The organism is Frischella sp. Ac48 (genome assembly GCF_019641635.1).
In the GTDB taxonomy this organism is placed as follows: domain Bacteria; phylum Pseudomonadota; class Gammaproteobacteria; order Enterobacterales; family Orbaceae; genus Frischella; species Frischella japonica.
Genome location: NZ_JAETXP010000009.1, coordinates 578,621 through 594,633 on the forward strand (window position 1 = coordinate 578,621; position 16,013 = coordinate 594,633).

20 protein-coding genes are annotated in these 16,013 nt (G+C 31.6%); 17 read left to right on the forward strand and 3 right to left on the reverse strand.

Annotated elements, in window-relative coordinates; all coding sequences use genetic code 11:
• Position 1: 1 nt before the first annotated feature.
• Positions 2-403 carry a helix-turn-helix domain-containing protein gene (locus JMI89_RS07335; RefSeq protein ID WP_220679692.1) on the reverse strand — a complete coding sequence of 134 codons (402 nt, stop codon included), beginning with the start codon at positions 401-403 and terminating at the stop codon, positions 2-4.
• A gap of 89 nt (positions 404-492) precedes the next feature.
• Here JMI89_RS07335 and JMI89_RS07340 point away from each other — a divergent pair, with 89 nt between their 5' ends.
• The 6 genes from JMI89_RS07340 (at position 493) to JMI89_RS07365 (ending at position 3,728) form a co-directional block, all read left to right on the forward strand.
• Positions 493-840 carry an HNH endonuclease signature motif containing protein gene (locus JMI89_RS07340; RefSeq protein WP_220679693.1) on the forward strand — a complete coding sequence of 116 codons (348 nt, stop codon included), beginning with the start codon at positions 493-495 and terminating at the stop codon, positions 838-840.
• A 276-nt stretch (positions 841-1,116) separates the two neighbouring features.
• Positions 1,117-1,278, forward strand: coding sequence for a hypothetical protein (locus tag JMI89_RS07345; RefSeq protein WP_220679694.1), 162 nt, complete (start codon positions 1,117-1,119; stop codon positions 1,276-1,278).
• Entirely contained in the window at positions 1,265-2,074 is an 810-nt protein-coding gene (locus JMI89_RS07350; protein ID WP_220679695.1) for a Rha family transcriptional regulator, read from the forward strand. Before JMI89_RS07345 ends, JMI89_RS07350 begins: the two co-directional genes overlap by 14 nt.
• A 57-nt stretch (positions 2,075-2,131) precedes the next feature.
• The gene (locus JMI89_RS07355; RefSeq protein WP_220679696.1) at positions 2,132-2,794 is read left to right on the forward strand and encodes a phage antirepressor N-terminal domain-containing protein; all 663 of its coding nucleotides are present in this window, start codon (positions 2,132-2,134) and stop codon (positions 2,792-2,794) included.
• Positions 2,795-2,822: 28 nt separating this feature from the next.
• The gene (locus tag JMI89_RS12050) at positions 2,823-2,951 is read left to right on the forward strand and encodes a hypothetical protein (RefSeq protein WP_370633717.1); all 129 of its coding nucleotides are present in this window, start codon (positions 2,823-2,825) and stop codon (positions 2,949-2,951) included.
• Between the two features lie 93 nt (positions 2,952-3,044).
• Entirely contained in the window at positions 3,045-3,728 is a 684-nt protein-coding gene (locus tag JMI89_RS07365) for a hypothetical protein (RefSeq protein ID WP_220679698.1), read from the forward strand.
• 111 nt (positions 3,729-3,839) lie between these two features.
• Here the strand turns inward: JMI89_RS07365 and JMI89_RS07370 are convergent, their stop codons facing one another.
• Positions 3,840-3,980 (reverse strand): hypothetical protein, encoded by a 141-nt coding sequence (locus JMI89_RS07370; protein WP_220679699.1) that lies wholly within the window; start codon positions 3,978-3,980, stop codon positions 3,840-3,842.
• A 561-nt stretch (positions 3,981-4,541) separates the two neighbouring features.
• Here JMI89_RS07370 and JMI89_RS07375 point away from each other — a divergent pair.
• Entirely contained in the window at positions 4,542-6,101 is a 1,560-nt protein-coding gene (locus JMI89_RS07375; protein ID WP_220679700.1) for a hypothetical protein, read from the forward strand.
• Positions 6,102-6,154: 53 nt separating this feature from the next.
• Complete coding sequence (locus tag JMI89_RS07380) at positions 6,155-7,039, forward strand: abortive infection family protein (protein WP_220679701.1); 885 nt, start codon at positions 6,155-6,157, stop codon at positions 7,037-7,039.
• A 583-nt stretch (positions 7,040-7,622) separates the two neighbouring features.
• Here the strand turns inward: JMI89_RS07380 and ribA are convergent.
• Positions 7,623-8,222, reverse strand: a complete 600-nt coding sequence (gene ribA, locus JMI89_RS07385; RefSeq protein WP_187754985.1) for a GTP cyclohydrolase II — start codon at positions 8,220-8,222, stop codon at positions 7,623-7,625.
• Between the two features lie 447 nt (positions 8,223-8,669).
• On the opposite strand from ribA, the gene JMI89_RS07390 reads away from it, so the two are divergent.
• The 9 genes from JMI89_RS07390 (at position 8,670) to JMI89_RS07430 (ending at position 15,900) form a co-directional block, all read left to right on the forward strand.
• Positions 8,670-9,173: a phosphatase PAP2 family protein gene (locus JMI89_RS07390; RefSeq protein ID WP_220679702.1), complete on the forward strand. Its 504-nt coding sequence runs from the start codon at positions 8,670-8,672 to the stop codon at positions 9,171-9,173.
• A gap of 118 nt (positions 9,174-9,291) precedes the next feature.
• On the forward strand, positions 9,292-9,606 hold the full coding sequence (locus JMI89_RS07395) for a LapA family protein (RefSeq protein WP_187754987.1): 315 nt from the start codon (positions 9,292-9,294) through the stop codon (positions 9,604-9,606).
• A 9-nt stretch (positions 9,607-9,615) separates the two neighbouring features.
• Positions 9,616-10,791, forward strand: a complete 1,176-nt coding sequence (lapB, locus tag JMI89_RS07400) for a lipopolysaccharide assembly protein LapB (protein ID WP_220679703.1) — start codon at positions 9,616-9,618, stop codon at positions 10,789-10,791.
• 106 nt (positions 10,792-10,897) lie between these two features.
• Positions 10,898-11,671, forward strand: a complete 774-nt coding sequence (locus tag JMI89_RS07405) for a YchF/TatD family DNA exonuclease (RefSeq protein ID WP_187754989.1) — start codon at positions 10,898-10,900, stop codon at positions 11,669-11,671.
• Positions 11,672-11,811: 140 nt separating this feature from the next.
• Positions 11,812-12,159 (forward strand): HIT domain-containing protein, encoded by a 348-nt coding sequence (locus JMI89_RS07410; protein WP_187754990.1) that lies wholly within the window; start codon positions 11,812-11,814, stop codon positions 12,157-12,159.
• A 22-nt stretch (positions 12,160-12,181) separates the two neighbouring features.
• A complete protein-coding gene (locus JMI89_RS07415) occupies positions 12,182-12,802 on the forward strand; it encodes a hypothetical protein (RefSeq protein WP_187754991.1) in 621 nt (206 codons plus the stop codon).
• The gene (nagZ, locus tag JMI89_RS07420) at positions 12,803-13,834 is read left to right on the forward strand and encodes a beta-N-acetylhexosaminidase (RefSeq protein WP_220679704.1); all 1,032 of its coding nucleotides are present in this window, start codon (positions 12,803-12,805) and stop codon (positions 13,832-13,834) included.
• On the forward strand, positions 13,834-15,114 hold the full coding sequence (locus tag JMI89_RS07425; RefSeq protein ID WP_220679705.1) for a sigma 54-interacting transcriptional regulator: 1,281 nt from the start codon (positions 13,834-13,836) through the stop codon (positions 15,112-15,114). The genes nagZ and JMI89_RS07425 overlap by 1 nt, the downstream gene beginning before the upstream one ends.
• Positions 15,115-15,150: 36 nt before the next feature.
• Positions 15,151-15,900 carry a glycosyltransferase family 25 protein gene (locus JMI89_RS07430; protein ID WP_220679706.1) on the forward strand — a complete coding sequence of 250 codons (750 nt, stop codon included), beginning with the start codon at positions 15,151-15,153 and terminating at the stop codon, positions 15,898-15,900.
• Positions 15,901-16,013: the final 113 nt, after the last annotated feature.

A 16,013-nucleotide genomic window follows, 5' to 3' on the forward strand; every position in this document is an offset into this window, starting at 1 on the left:
GTTATTTTTTTGCTTTATCTGCATCAGCTTCTTTCTGGGCAAGGTAATTTGGTATAACAACTCTATGTAGATAAGTTTGAATATTCATATTAAGTTTATTAGCTTGATCCATTATTAAATCGTATTTTTCTTTTGGTAAATTTAAGTAGACACCAATTTCTTTTTTCCCTTTATCTTCATCAGATAAATCTGTTTCTTCTCCGTACGCCAACCAAGAAAAAGGCACGCCTAAGTGGTTGGCTAGTTTTGAAATTATATTAGCTCTCGGTTTATTTATGCCTGCTTCATATCTAGATATTTGGGCTGCTGCGATACCCGTGCGTTTTGATAATTCTTCTTGAGAATATTCAAGTTGAGCTCGCCTTTGTATTAATCGTTTTGCAAAAGTGTCATTATTTGTCATAAATAGTATTGAAATGTATTGACATGGTTAATTATTAAAATTAGTATACTATACATTTCATGACACTTTAAGACATTTAATTATTAATTATGAAAACAAGAAAAAGTATATCTTTAATAAGCAATCATATTGGATTAGATAAAAAATTAAAATCTAAATTATCCGTATCTGAAAATGGTTGTCATGAATGGACTGGAGCAAAAAATTATGATGGTTATGGTGTGATTTGGTTTGAAGGATATTCTTGGGCTACTCATAGAATTGCTTACGAATTAGCTTATGGCGCTATATCTCAAGACAGCAAAAATTTTTGGGTATTGCACAAGTGCGATAATCCGTCATGCTGTAATCCTGAACATTTATATGTTGGTTCTCCGTCTGACAACGCAAAAGATTGTGCTGAAAGATGTAGAAAAAGTGTAGGTTGGCGTTTGTAGGCTAGTCAAGATCCTAATTTTGACCCAAGGAGAAAAGTAGGGACTGTTTATTATGAATACAGAAACGAAATAAAAACTTTACATGAATGGGCTGAACTTTTTGGAATCAATGCGAGAACTTTAGATCAGCGATTTGCAGCAGGATGGGGAGAGGAAGATATTCCTACACCAGCTAATAAATATAAAAGACATTTATTAACAGACTGTACTACTCACTATAGAAGGTTTTCAGGTATAGCAGAAGTAAATCAATATTTAGCAAATAAGGAGAAAACATTGGAAGAAAATAAAGTGTCTATATCAGCCCGAGCGCCCAACTGGATGAAAACTATCCTAAAAAACTCAGCTAAAAATTATGATAGAAATATCAGTTTAGAAATCACTAATAGATTGAAACAAACATTAACAGAGGAGGAAAAGAAAATTGCAGGTATTTAAAAAAGCAAAAACCCCAAGCGCGCCAACACCTGAGGTCTCAATCATTAATCCCAACCCTAAAGGAAATAATATAATGAAAAATGATACATCTTTAGTTAATAAAAGTCAATTGACCATGTCTAGCCGTGAAATTGCGGAGTTGACAAATAAACGTCATCCAGATGTAAAACGTGATATTAAAAATATGTTAGAACAGTTAGAAATAGGTGTGAGCAATTTTGCTCATACCTATAAAGATGTTCAAAATAAACAACAAACAGAGTATTTACTCCCCAAAAAATACATTGAATGTTTATTAACTGGCTACAGCGTTCCTTTGAGAATGAAAGTTATTGATCGTATGCACGAACTTGAAGAAGCAATAGATTGGTCAACAGACAGAAAGCCAACAGTTTTACCAAAACACATTGGCTTGGCTGAATATAGAAAAGCCAGAGCAATATCAATAGCAACTAAATCAGCAGAAGTTATTTGTAATCGATTCAATAATCTTAGTAAGTCGTCTCAGCAAGTTATTTTCGCAAAAATGGTTAATAGTTCTGTAAATGAAGAAATAATTCCGCTCCCGAGATTGGAAAACAAAACATTTTCGGCTAGCGATGTCGGTAATATGCTTAATATATCTTCAAACATGATTGGTCGTATAGCTAATAAGCTCAACTTAAAAACAGAAGACTACGGAATTTTCGTATTAGATAAATCTCGCTCATCAGATAAACAGGTTGAAACTTTTAAATATAACGAAAAAGCAATAGATGTAATAAAAAATTATCTTATTAATAAAGAAATCGCTTAACCAATGAACAACAAATTATAAGCCCTCTAAAAAAGGGGGTAATTACGAGGATATAGCATGTCAAACACAAAATTAGAAACAATTCAGTTTCACAATCAACAATTAATCGTTCTTAATCACCAAAATAAACCGTATGTCGCAATGAAACCAGTATGTGAAAATATAGGGTTAAATTGGGCAGCACAATTCAAAAGAATTCAACGTCATCATGTACTTAGTCGAGGTGTTGTCATGATGACAATACCTTCTAAAAGTGGTACTCAAGAGTACATTTGTTTGCCAATTTCAATGATCAACGGTTGGCTTTTCGGTATTGAAACTAGTCGGGTAAAACCAGAAATTAGAGCAACACTAGAACAATATCAGCTTGAATGTTTCGATGCACTTTATAACCACTTTATGCCAAAAGTAGCACAACAATACCCTAATACAATTTCACTAGAACAACAACAAGCAATTCAACAAGCTGTTAATGAGAGAGTCTATCGAACAGATGAAAGGCATCAAGCTATATACACCAAACTACATCAGCAATTCAAAATACCTCGCTATCAAGATTTGCCAGCAAATAAATTCGAGGAAGCCATTAAGTGGTTAAGTGGTATTCATTCTCGAAGCGGATTATCTGATGAAGATTGGTATGATTTAGCTTGGTTATATAAAGCCGCTGAAAGAATGCGATATCAAATAGAATTTAGAGCCTGCATTGAGAGTGATTGATTCAGGTTTTAGAGGGGCTTTCTATTCAATGTCTCATGAATATAAGCGGACTTTAAATGATGCTAGAATAATCATTAATAGAGAAACAGCGCATATTAAAGCCAAAAATATTATCGATAAATGGAACAATGTCTTGCCAGTTATTAGACATTGCTAACAAAATTAAATACCAACAACCCGCTTCGGTAGGTTTTTTTATTGCCCAAACCCTTTAAATAACATACCATACCTAAAAAATAAGGAGAATGGTATGAAAAAAGTTATCTTTTTAGGCTTATTTGGTTTTGTTTTAACCGCTTGTAACACTATGAAGTATAATTATGTAGTTGAAACTAAACAAATAAGCTATCCGGCTTTGAATGTTGTTACAAAAACCTTTATTGGCGATGATATGGTTAGACAAGGAACGGTAGCATCAAGGGATGTTATTTATTTTCCTCAAACTACAGTAGTTAGTAGGGGGGTAGATTTTACAATTCATGCAGGAGAATACCCCAAAGTAGGTGAAGATCAAAAATGCCTGTTTTTTGGTTTAAATGAGTTAAATTCTGGAGTGACAGTGGGAAAATCAACCTTTGCGGATATACCTGTAGGAATTAGAATTAGTAAAAAAGATAATGATTTATGTATTGTAACTGTTAGCGGTGGATCTATATGTAAAAGTGACGCTTCATTTTCGTACCAAAAGAAAAACGTAACTTATCAAAACGCTTTCCAACAAATACTAATCTATAATGGTAAAGTAGGGAATAAGATTAACATTGGGTATAAAGAATTTAATAATGATTTTGCTCGCCCTGCATTTTCAAATAATGTTGAATATGATTTATCAGAATCAAAAGTTATAAGATATAAAGGCGTAGAATTAGAAATTATAAAAGCAACTAATCAATTCATTGAATATAAAGTATACAGTAATTTCAATCTTAGATAAAAAGCCCTTTAGGCATAATTGCTAATTGCAATTCGTATTAACCCGCTTTGGCGGGTTTTTTATTGTTTAAATAAATTTTAGATACAATAATGAATTAACAACTAAAAATCATCAACGTGTTTTGTTTTGTGCTGCCAACTCATATTCACTGTTATTTTTATACGAAATATGATCATTGTGAATGTCTTTAACATCATAATCACCTGATTCAATCATATCTTGCACAGTTAACAAGATGGCTTCGGTTGCCATTGCTGGGATTTAGCTTTCTTTGTCGACAGCAGAATAACAACTATATTTATCATTGTATAGTGGATATCCAATAACAGATCGTAAATTAGTTGAAATGACTATTGGTTATTTTCCGAAAAAAATGTAATTAGCTTATGGTTATGTAATTTGCAAAATTTTTAAAATTGAAAAAATATAGAGTGACAAGAAAAAAATTTATGTACTACAATCTATTGAATAAAAAAAATCGATTTTATCATTTAGAAAATGATTTTTTTATTTTTAACGAAATATATTTAAGATGGTAAAGTAATTAAAAAAACAAGATTTCGAAAGTTTTAGAACAACGCCAATTTGTTCCTTGTTTCACGGAACAACTTTGGAAAGAACAGAAGTTATATTGTCTTTCTTTAATTAAGGATATAGTAACAATCTCATTTTTGGGATGAAGATATTAGGGAGAAGAAACTTAAAAAGAAAAAAAGTTATTAGTAAATAAATAAGAAATATAATACGATGCTCTTGTTATTATCAATACAGTGTTTCTAGAGCATTGTTTTCGTTATTAGAGATTTAGGTCAAATGAGTCGAGACAATTTTTCTAAAAAAATAATTCAGATTTTGCGTGAACGAGTTGCGCATAGATGTTCGAATCCAGATTGTAGAGTTGTGACTTCTGGACCCACAAAAAAAGTTGATAAAGCTAATAATTTAGGAACAGCGGCGCATATTTGTGCAGCATCGAAAGGTGGTCCAAGGTATGATGAAAAAATAACCAAAAAAGAGCGTAGTAGTATTGATAATGCTATTTGGTTATGCAGAAATTGTTCTTTCAGAATTGATAATGATGAAACAGGATATCCTGTTAATTTATTATATCAGTGGAAAAAAGAAGCAGAAAAGAAAGCATCACAAGAAATGGGTAAACCTTTGCCAGATAATAAAGAATTATCAAATATGTTAGCTATCGCTTGTGGAAAAAAAACACAAACATTTTTACCTAATGCAATTAGTAATATTCATTATGCTGCTGAAGATTATTTAGAAAAATTAGACCCTCGGTTTGAAGTTAACTCATCCTTTTATCAAGGACAAACATCATATTTATTATCAGCTAAAAAAGGTGAGTCAGTTAATATAAAGTTAAAACTAAATAGTGATACTAGTAAAATTAGAGAATTAGACTGCCGATATAATGAATTAATAAAGTATGGTAATGATTTGATTATCGATAAATGTTATATAGATAGTGAAAGTTCTAAATTATTAAATTTTTTGTCTCAAGGGCGTATGGGAAAGCTAATAATTAGTCCCAGAAAGACAGAAATTTTGGTTATTATAAATTTAATTCAGAAAGATACTAATTTGATTGAAACCATAGGAGAGTTTAAAGGGTATTTTTCTTATGGTAAACAAGGTGGAAATATTGAAGCCTTTGGATTCAATAATCATATTAAGTTATCTATAAAATTTGAGCACGATAATCAAACCATTGGAAACTGTTTTTTTACTCTTTCTTTAAAACATGAATTATGGAATGATTTGGATATCAATCAGTTACCATATTTCAGTAAATGCTATTCTTTTTTTCACAAACTGTCTGATAAATGGGATATGCAATGTAAATTAGAAAAAGATGGAGATCATATAGCAACTATTGACTCTCTCATTCCAAAAAAAGGAAATTATAAAAATATAATGACTTTGTTAAATTACACAGAGAGATGTAGAAAATTAGCAATCTATTTAAATAAAATTATTAAATACCAGTCAAACGTCCAATTTACAGCAGAAGAACACAAATTAATAAAAGAAACAGTTGATAGAATCAATTCAAATATTATTTATAATTTTAATTTTTTTGAAGAGAATCCGATTATAGATATAATTGTGACTGACAAGTTAATATCAGATATTAAGATGAAAAAATTAATAAAATTATGTTTTGTCGCAAAAACAGCAGACACTATCAAAGTTTTTAGTGATGTTTTGACATTGCCGAAAGTTAAAATAACATTAAGCAATGTATTACCATGTATCTTTGAGAAATCTCTTGAACAAATAAAAAAAGGAGATGAAGTTAAAATTGAATTGGTACCAGGTGAAAATTTTTCTTATATAGAATGTTTTGAGTGCACTTAAACAAAAACATCATATAATGGTACTTTAACTTATTTGTATTGATAGTTCTGTAAATGTATCAACAGCTTTGTAGCAAACAAATCATAGAAATTCTAGATGGTGATGTCAATGTTGGACAATACTTAGGTCAAGAAAGAAGTATGCCCTATTTAACTGGTCCTCAATTATGTGCTATCTCAACTACTTTTGGATTAACTACTAATTATTCAAAGGATAAGTTAAGTAGATGGGTGTATTTAGAAAATTTATTAAAATTCTGTATCCAAAATAATAAAGTACCTGAGTTATTATCATATTTGTTTTCAAAAAAACAATTTGTAAAAGAGTTGAACGATTTATCAACTAATGACATAGATATTACATATCAATTCATAGTATCCGAGGCATTAAAAAAAATTAATTCTATTTTATATTTCAGTGATTATGAATTAGTAAAAATAGATCATCATTTTTTGGTAAAAAAAATTAATGATTCCATAAAAATATTATCTCCAGCGATAAAAATAATTGATAGAAATTATATTAAAGAGTTGTCAGATAGAGCATTTGAGGATATAGAAAATGGTTATTTCGATAGTGCTCTTACTAAGAGTAGGACATTATTAGAAGAAGTGTTTTGTTATGTGATAGAAATGTCAGGAGAAATGCCTGCTGATAAAGGTAATATTTCTGAATTATATAATCAAGTGAAAAAATTATATAAAATGCATACTCACAAAGATCATGATGTAAGAATAAATATGCTGTTGTCTGGTTTAGAAAAAATATTAAGTTCTATTTCAAAAATGAGAAATAAAGCAAGTGATTCACATGGATTGGGAAATAAAAGAATTAACATTGAAGCTCGTCATGCCACTTTATATTTAAATTCGGCAATAGCAATGGGGGAATTTATAATTGATGTATATTTACATTCTAACATTGAGAATAACTCCTAATTTTCGAAGTCTAAGTAAATATTTTATTACTGTAGTATAGGCTTGCATTAGAAATTTAGTGCTATAAGCATTCTAAAATTATGTGGTGTATATAGTTTACTAACCCACTTCCTGATTTTAATGTAGTTAAATTGTTAGTTTTTTTATCATTCAGACTCCTCAAAGTGTAACAAAAAGTATAACAAATCATTTAAATTAAAAAAATCTAATTAAAATTCAATTGATTAATACAAACGCATCATTGGGGTATGACTAGAAAGATTTTCATTATTAATCATAGCATTAATTCTTAATTGTATTCCAACAGTTGTATTGGTGATTTCCAATATTATAGTTTAGATAATATTAAAAGATTTACTAATCTAAATTGTGGCATATTTAATATAATTATATTACACCGATATATTATTATAGCGTAAAAAGAAACCTTAAGACTATTTTCTTCGCGAGTCAAATGAAAGGTGATTAATTTAATATCAAATTTAAATATTAACCATAGCCGCCCTATTTTAGATAAGTGCTGCTATGGCTAAAAGTGATTTGATTCAGTAACTTGAAAAATTATTCCGAATTTATTATGTTTTTATTTATGATGTAAATGAAGTATATGGCCCATTTTATGTGCTTTGGTTGCTAAATAATGTTCATTATTCGGGTTTTCGCCAACTTCTAATGGAATTCGTTCGGTAATGGTGATACCTGCTTGCTGTAGGACTTTGACTTTTTCTGGATTATTGGTGAGTAATTGGATTTTATTGACGCCAAGAAGTTTTAACATATCGGCACATATTGTAAAATCGCGCTCATCAGCAGCAAAACCCAATTGCTCATTTGCTTCAACGGTATCCAGACCTTGATCTTGTAATGCATAGGCTCTGATTTTATTAAGCAGGCCTATATTACGACCTTCCTGACGATGATATAGCAAAATCCCTTTACCTGCTTTAGCAATTTGTTTTAAAGCTGCTTCAAGCTGAAAACCACAGTCACAACGCAGGCTGAATAATGCATCACCCGTAAGACATTCAGAGTGAATTCTAGTTAGAATAGGTTGTTGCTCATTGATATCACCAAATACCATTGCAACATGATCCTTGCCGGTGGTCAGTTCCTCAAAACCGATGATGATAAAGGTTCCCCAAGGGGTAGGTAGCTTTGCTTGAGCAACACGTTTTAATTGCATTGAAAACTCCAGGTTTTTTAACATTTAAAAAAGACTTATTATATCTTAAATCTAATTCAATGTTGATATTGATTGATGTGAGTTTTTTGTGCTGATTTTGTGTAAATAAAGTTAAAATTAGCTACAAAGAATGTATTTGTTGTACAGTCATTTCGCTAAATAATAGTATGATGTTTAATAACTATGTTATTATGTCATAATTCTTTATAGTCAATGAAAATATCTATGTTTGTAAACTTTCGTAAAAGCTTATTGATTCTAATAATTCTTTTAATTACACCTTTAATATTTTTAACCATAAATTGGCGTTGGCAGCCAGAATTGTTAAATAATTATTCTTATTATTTTTATTGGCTAACCGAAACAGCTGGCTCCCCATGGAGCATTATTACATGCATTTTTTTTTCATTGATAATGGTGTTATGTCTAAAAATCAGATCAAAAAACTTGTTAATTAAATTAATATTGATTTTAGCTGTTGCTATTGTAGCAGGTCAGATAATTAAATCTGGCATTAAAAATTTAATGGCCGAACCAAGACCATATGTATTATGGATGGCTGATAAATATCAGATTAATGATAAGTATTTTTATTCTTTACCTCGTATGGAACGGCAAGCATTATTACAAGTTTATTTACAATCCTCTTCAGAAGTTCCGAACTGGTTATATCAACATTGGCAGAAAGAAACGGGTTATAGTTTTCCATCAGGACATACGTTATTTGCGGTAACATGGGCGTTTTTAGTTTTCTTTTTATTAAATTTTAAGCGTTCTTATCTAATTATCGGCCTTATTATAGCTTGGGCAATATTAGTACAAGTCAGTCGTTTTACATTAGGGATGCATCATCCGATTGATGTGATATGTAGTACCTTCATTGGATGGCTGATAGCTTTATTTACTTATTCGTTCGGAATTGAGCGATACGTGTTTAAAAATAAACAATGAACTTTATAATGTTAAATTTAATACTCTAAAAGTCAAACTATAAAATGATTTTAAATAAGTATATAATTTTAATATATTCTGTTTGATTTATTAATATGAATAGTTGAAGGAAACATTAATGAAATTTATATTACTATTTTTTGTATTGATTGTGATTTTTGTGGTCGCGATAACTTTTGGTGCTAATAATGACCAAAATGTTGTATTTAACTATTTGGTTGCACAATCCCAATTTAGATTGTCTTCGCTATTGGCAATGTTGTTTGGTATAGGATTTATGTTAGGTTGGCTCTTTAGTGGTTATTTTTATTTTAAAGAAAAACTTAAATTGTCTTCGACAATGCGTAAACTAAAAAAATTGCAGAAAAAATACGATGAAGAAATCGTAACACGTCAAAAAGAGCAAGTCTCTACTTTAACAGAGCGTAAATAGAAGCGTATTATGTTTGAATTATTATTTTTGTTATTGCCTGTTGCTGCTGCTTATGGATGGTATATGGGGGGGCGTAGTGCAAAGCAAAAATATCAAAATGATTCAAACCGCTTATCGCGTGAATATGTTGATGGTTTAAATTTTCTTTTATCTAACCAACGCGATAAAGCGGTTGATCTGTTCTTAGATATGTTAAAGGATGATTCCGGCACTTTAGAAGCCCATTTAACATTAGGGAATTTATTTCGAACGCGTGGTGAAGTTGATCGCGCGATTCGAATTCACCAATCTTTGATGGAAAGCTCTTCGTTATCTTTTGAGCAACGCTTGTTGGCCATGCAACAATTGGGGCGTGATTATATGACGGCGGGTTTTTACGATCGTGCTGAAAGTATATTCACTCAATTAATTGATGAAGAAGATTTTCAACAATATGCGTTACAGCAATTAATTATTATTTATCAATCTACTAGTGAGTGGAATAAAGCAATTTCAGCTGCGGCAAAGTTAGTTAAATTAGGTGAAAAAAAATATAGCTGTTATATCGCTCAATTTTATTGTGAATTAGCCGTATTAACTATTGCGAGTGAAGATTTTAATAAATCATTATTTTATTTACAAAAATCAATATTAGCTGATCCTAATTGTGCCAGAACTTCATTAATGTTTGGGCGAATCTATATGGCTCAAGAAAATTATATTAGTGCTATTCATCATTTCACTCAAATTCTAGACCAAGATAAAGCATTTATTAGTGAAGCATTGCCTTTTTTGAGAACTTGTTATCAATATCTCAATTCACAAGAAGAATTCAAAGAATTTTTAAAACGTTGCGTCGAAGTTGATTCAGGTAGTATGGCGGAATTAATGTTGGCTGACTTGATAGAAGAGCAGTCTGGCCGCGATGCAGCACAGTATTATATATATCGTGAATTAGTTAAACACCCTAATCTGAAAGGATTTTGTCGCTTAATGGATTATCATTTGGCAGAAGCAGAAGAAGGCAAAGCTAAAGAAAGTTTATTATTATTACGTAATATGGTTGGTGAGCAGATTAAATCTATTCCCAATTATAGTTGCGAAAAGTGTGGTTTTACCGTTAATTCAATTTACTGGTTATGCCCAGCCTGCCGCTCTTGGGCGACGATTAAACCGATCCGTGATTTTAAGCAACATAGTAAGTAAAATGCTAGACTTCAGCTTTTGTATTTAAAAAGATTATAACTGCTATACTTTTTTACCAATCAAACGTGTATTTTTATAAAAAATACCAATTTAAGAGAAAGAAACCATGTTTTTAATTGATTCCCATTGCCATCTCGATAGTTTAGATTATCAGCAAAAAACTATTGATGTAGTGCTAGATGAGGCGTATAAACGAGATGTAAAACATATCTTAAGTGTCGCCACCACACTGTCTGGTTTTCAATCGATGTACCAATTATTAGATCAATATTTTGATAAAATATCACTCTCTTGCGGTGTTCATCCACTGAATCTAGGGGATGAGCCTTTTGACTTGACATTATTTCGACAGTTAGCGACTAATAAGCACGTTATTGCACTTGGAGAGACAGGATTAGATTACTATTATCAACAAGATAATGTAAAACAACAAAAAGCTGCGTTCGCAGAGCATATCCATTTAGGAAAAGAACTCAAAAAACCGATTATTGTCCACACACGTCAAGCGAGAAAAGATACCTTAGATCTGATTAAATCAGAAAATGCTTATTCAGGGGTATTACACTGTTTTACTGAAGATCAGGATACTGCTCGACAATTACTTGATTTAGGTTTTTATATTTCTTTTTCAGGAATTATTACTTTTAATAATGCTGCTGAGTTACGTGAGGTGGCAAAATTTGTGCCTTTAGATCGTCTATTAATCGAAACTGATTCACCCTATTTAGCCCCAGTTCCTTTTAGAGGCAAAGAAAATCAGCCGGCTAATGTGCGGCAAGTTGCTGAATATTTGTCTATATTAAAAGGAACTTCGTTGGAGATGCTCGCTGAGGCAACAACTAATAATTTTAGCCATTTATTTGGTGTAACAATATGTTAATATGTGCTGAATTGATGAACCTTTGATAACAAATTTTTAGATGTTAATAAATAACAGCTTAATCGCAATTTATCAACATCATAATAATATTGATATGTAAAATGATTATTGATAATAACTGAAAACAAAAAGGTAAACCTATGGTTCAAGAAACAATTTTTAGCAGAATTATTCGCCGTGAAATTCCATCTGATATTGTCTATCAAGATGATTTTGTAACTGCTTTTCGAGATATTTCACCCCAAGCACCTGTACATATTTTGATCATACCCAATAAAATTATCCCAACTGTCAATGATATTAGTGAGCATGATGAAAAAATATTAGGTCACCTATTTACTGTCGCGGCTAAAATTGCTAAACAAGAGGGGATTGATGATTCTGGTTATCGTCTGATAATGAATTGCAATAAAGATGCAGGTCAAGAAGTATTTCATTTACATATGCATCTACTGGGTGGTAAAAATTTAGGTAAGTTGGTCGAATAAATTCAGAGCAGGATGGTAAATCATGAAATATTTTCGAAGTACTATTATTTTTGCAGTATTTTTAATGTTAAGCGGATGTCAAACGTTGACAAAAACCAATAAACAATCACAAGCAGCGCCGATTATCACTATTGATGAATCACCGGTAACAGCGCAAGCGCCAAAATTATTGGAACAACCACCAAAACTTATTCAAACAAACTGGCAACCAGTTATTCAACCATTAGTAAAAAATTTACTAAGAACGGTCAAAATAGATGAAAATAATCAGCTATTAATTAGTGACGCGAAAAATTATAGTAGCCAATATGTATCATCAACTGAAATGAATAAAATTATTGTCAAATTAATATCGCAAAAACCGGTTTTTAACATTATCGATAGATTAATAATAAATCAATCTAAATCGGTCTTAGGTATTCCTTATAACGATTCATCCGTTTCACGTAGTAAAATGCTGACGTTAGCAAAAAATGTTAAGGCTGATTATCTGTTATTTACTACAGTTAACGAGCAATCTAACTTACCGGATACTCCTGTTGATGTTGTTATGGAATTAGTCTCTGTCGAGACCGGCAAAAAAATCTGGCAATCATCGACCGAGCAACTAAAAGCTAAACCTGCGTCAAAAAGTGAGAGATAAATGGGACCATTAATGATTGATGTACAGGGCTTAGTGCTCTGTGATGATGATAGAAGATTGCTGCAAAATAACAGTGTTGCAGGTGTCATTCTGTTTGGTCGCAATTTTGAAAATCCTCAACAGCTTACTGAATTAATTCGCGAAATACGAGCATGTACTGCTGAACGACTATTAATTACGGTTGATCATGAAGGTGGAAGGGTACAGCGTTTTAAACATGGTTTTACTTTATTACCACCCGCTCAAGCTTATGGCAAATTATGTGATTTAAAATCAGCAATAAAACTTGCTTTCGATGCTGGCTGGTTATTAGCCATGGAGCTAATGGCGTTTGATATTGATTTAAGTTTTGCTCCGGTTTTGGATTTAGGCCATGACTGTCTAGCTATCGGTTCACGCTCATTTCACTCGGATCGGGTTATTGCTGAAAAGATCGCATCAGCAATGATAGATGGTATGCATAATGCTGGTATGAAAACAGTCGGTAAACACTTTCCAGGGCATGGGGCGGTTATTGCCGACTCCCATAAAGAAACGCCAGTTGACAACCGTAATCAAACAGAGGTTTACAACGATATGCAGATTTTTGCTGATCTTATTAAAGCAAATAAACTGGATGCTATTATGCCAGCACATGTAATTTATTCTGCTATTGATAATAAGCCTGCAAGTGGCTCACCGTTTTGGTTAAAAACGGTATTAAAAGATAAATTAGCCTTCAAAGGAATTATATTTTCGGACGATCTTTCAATGGAGGGTGCAGCTTTTCTCGGTAATTATGCAGAACGAGCGCAAGCTGCATTAGCTGCTGGGTGTGATATTTTACTAGCATGTAACAATCGAGAAGGTACATTGTCGATATTAGCGGATCTAGATAATATAACGAGTGAAAAACCTAAATCATTATTGAGTCATACAAAAGTTGATTATCATACATTAGTTAATAGCCATGAATGGAAGATACGCCACCAATCTTTAACCCAACTCAATGAATTATGGCAACAATCGCTCAATCAATTAGGTAATAAATAATGCATCAAAATATCTATTCACCGGTGGCTTTTTTGGCAGTAGCATCTAATGGATTATTGATTGAACTCAATCAAGTTGCGCAAACCCTATTTTCATTGCCGGAATTTTTATTAAAAGATACGGCAAAGCACAATTTTAAAGTTAACCTTCACCAGCTTTTTAAGCTTGATGAGCGTTTACCTGTTTCAGACTTAAATAATATTAAAATTATTATTAATCAACAGTATTATTTGTTACAAATAATCGATAACATCGAACGTTTAATTTTGATCATTCAACCCGTGAATTATCTAAAAAATAGTTTGATAATCGAAAATAGAGTCCATCAACAAGCCTTTGATGTGTTCACCGCAATTAGCCTAACAATGCAGAAGTTAATCAAACAGGCTAAGGCCTTCTCCCGTCAGTCTGAACCGTTGCTTATTTCGGGTTCGACCGGAAGTGGAAAAGATCTCTTGGCTCTAACTTGCCATCAATACAGCCAACGTGGGGATCAGATTTTTCTAGGGTTAAATTGTGCAGCCATGCCAGATGAGGTCGTTGAGAGTGAGCTTTATGGTCATGCTCCAGGCGCTTATCCAGGCGCAGTTGATGGTAAAAAAGGTTTTTTTGAGCAAGCCAATGGCGGATCAGTATTATTGGATGGCATTGATGAAATGTCGTACCGAATGCAAACTAAATTGATTCGTTTTATCAACGATGGTTCTTTTAGACGGGTTGGTGATGATAATGAAGTTAGAGTCAATGTAAGAATTATTTGCGCTACCAAAGTTGATCTTTATTCTCTGGTAAAACAAGGCAAATTTCGGGAAGACCTTTATTATCGTTTAAATGTATTACCACTTTCTTTACCTGATTTAAAAGATCGTCAAGATGATATTATCGCGTTAGCTGTTTATTTTATCAATGAATTTGCTAATAAGCATGGTATTTTGCCACCCACATTAAGTCAATCAGCCGAGCAGGCATTATTAAGTTATTCTTGGCCTGGCAATGTCAGAGAATTAAAAAATATTCTATACTCTGCTTTAGCACAACTTAATAGTGCTCAACTGACCGAGAAAGACATTCTCCTGCCAAAAAAAATGGAAAGTATCCTACAGTTGACAGATAACAATATTGAAGGCAAAACGTTAGACGAAATGACTAAACAGTTTGAAAAACAAATACTACAACAACTTTATCAAACTTACCCGAGTTCGAGAAAACTTTCAAAACGCCTAGGAATATCTCATACTGCAGTTGCAAATAAATTGCGGGAATATGGGATTGGTAAATAAAAATTTATAAAAAAAATTAAATTTGGGAGTATTGAGTTGAAAATTTATGCTATAAATCTCGCTTCGCAAACTGAGAAGAAAAATTATATTATCAACGAATGTAAAAAACTAAATTTAGATATAGATATTTTTGATGGGGTATATGGTGCTGAATTATCAGAAGAATATTTAAAATCAAATGTGCTGGATTATCCTAATTGTTATTTAACCAGAGGTGAAATTGGTTGTGCCTTAAGTCATATTAAAATCTACGAAGATATTATCAAAAATAATCTCCCTTATGCTATGATCTTGGAAGATGATGCGGTTTTAAGTTCACAGTTACCAAATTTTATTGCTGACTTTGAAAAATTTAATACTAAAGAAGGTATTTTTCTTCTGATTGATGACTTTAAATATATTGTTAATAAAAAAATCAAAATAGGAAGTTTTGATATCTATCCCGTTGAAAGTGCAACAACAACTACGGGTTATATTATTACATTAGAAGCAGCAAAATCGATGGTAAAGTTTCTTTATCCGATACGTTATGAAGCTGACATGTTTAAGATTTTCAAAATGTGTACAGGCACAAAAATCTATGCCACTGTACCACATTTATTGAGTTCGAATGATAAAGATAAATCGAATTCATCTATCGAAGATGACCGAAAGCTATTAGTTGAAAAGAGAAAAACTTATCGAAATAATCTGTTTAAGAATTATGAAAAAAGAAAACGATTTAAGCGCTTTTTATGGCGTATTTTTATAAAACCAAAACAGAAGATACAAGTATATAAATCCTAATTTAAATCATTAACTTCGAAGTCTATTTATTAAAAATTGGAGAGCTCTATTGTATAAAAAATAAAAATAAGTTTTTCGTTAAATCTAATCGCAACATTAGTAGTTAAAATTCT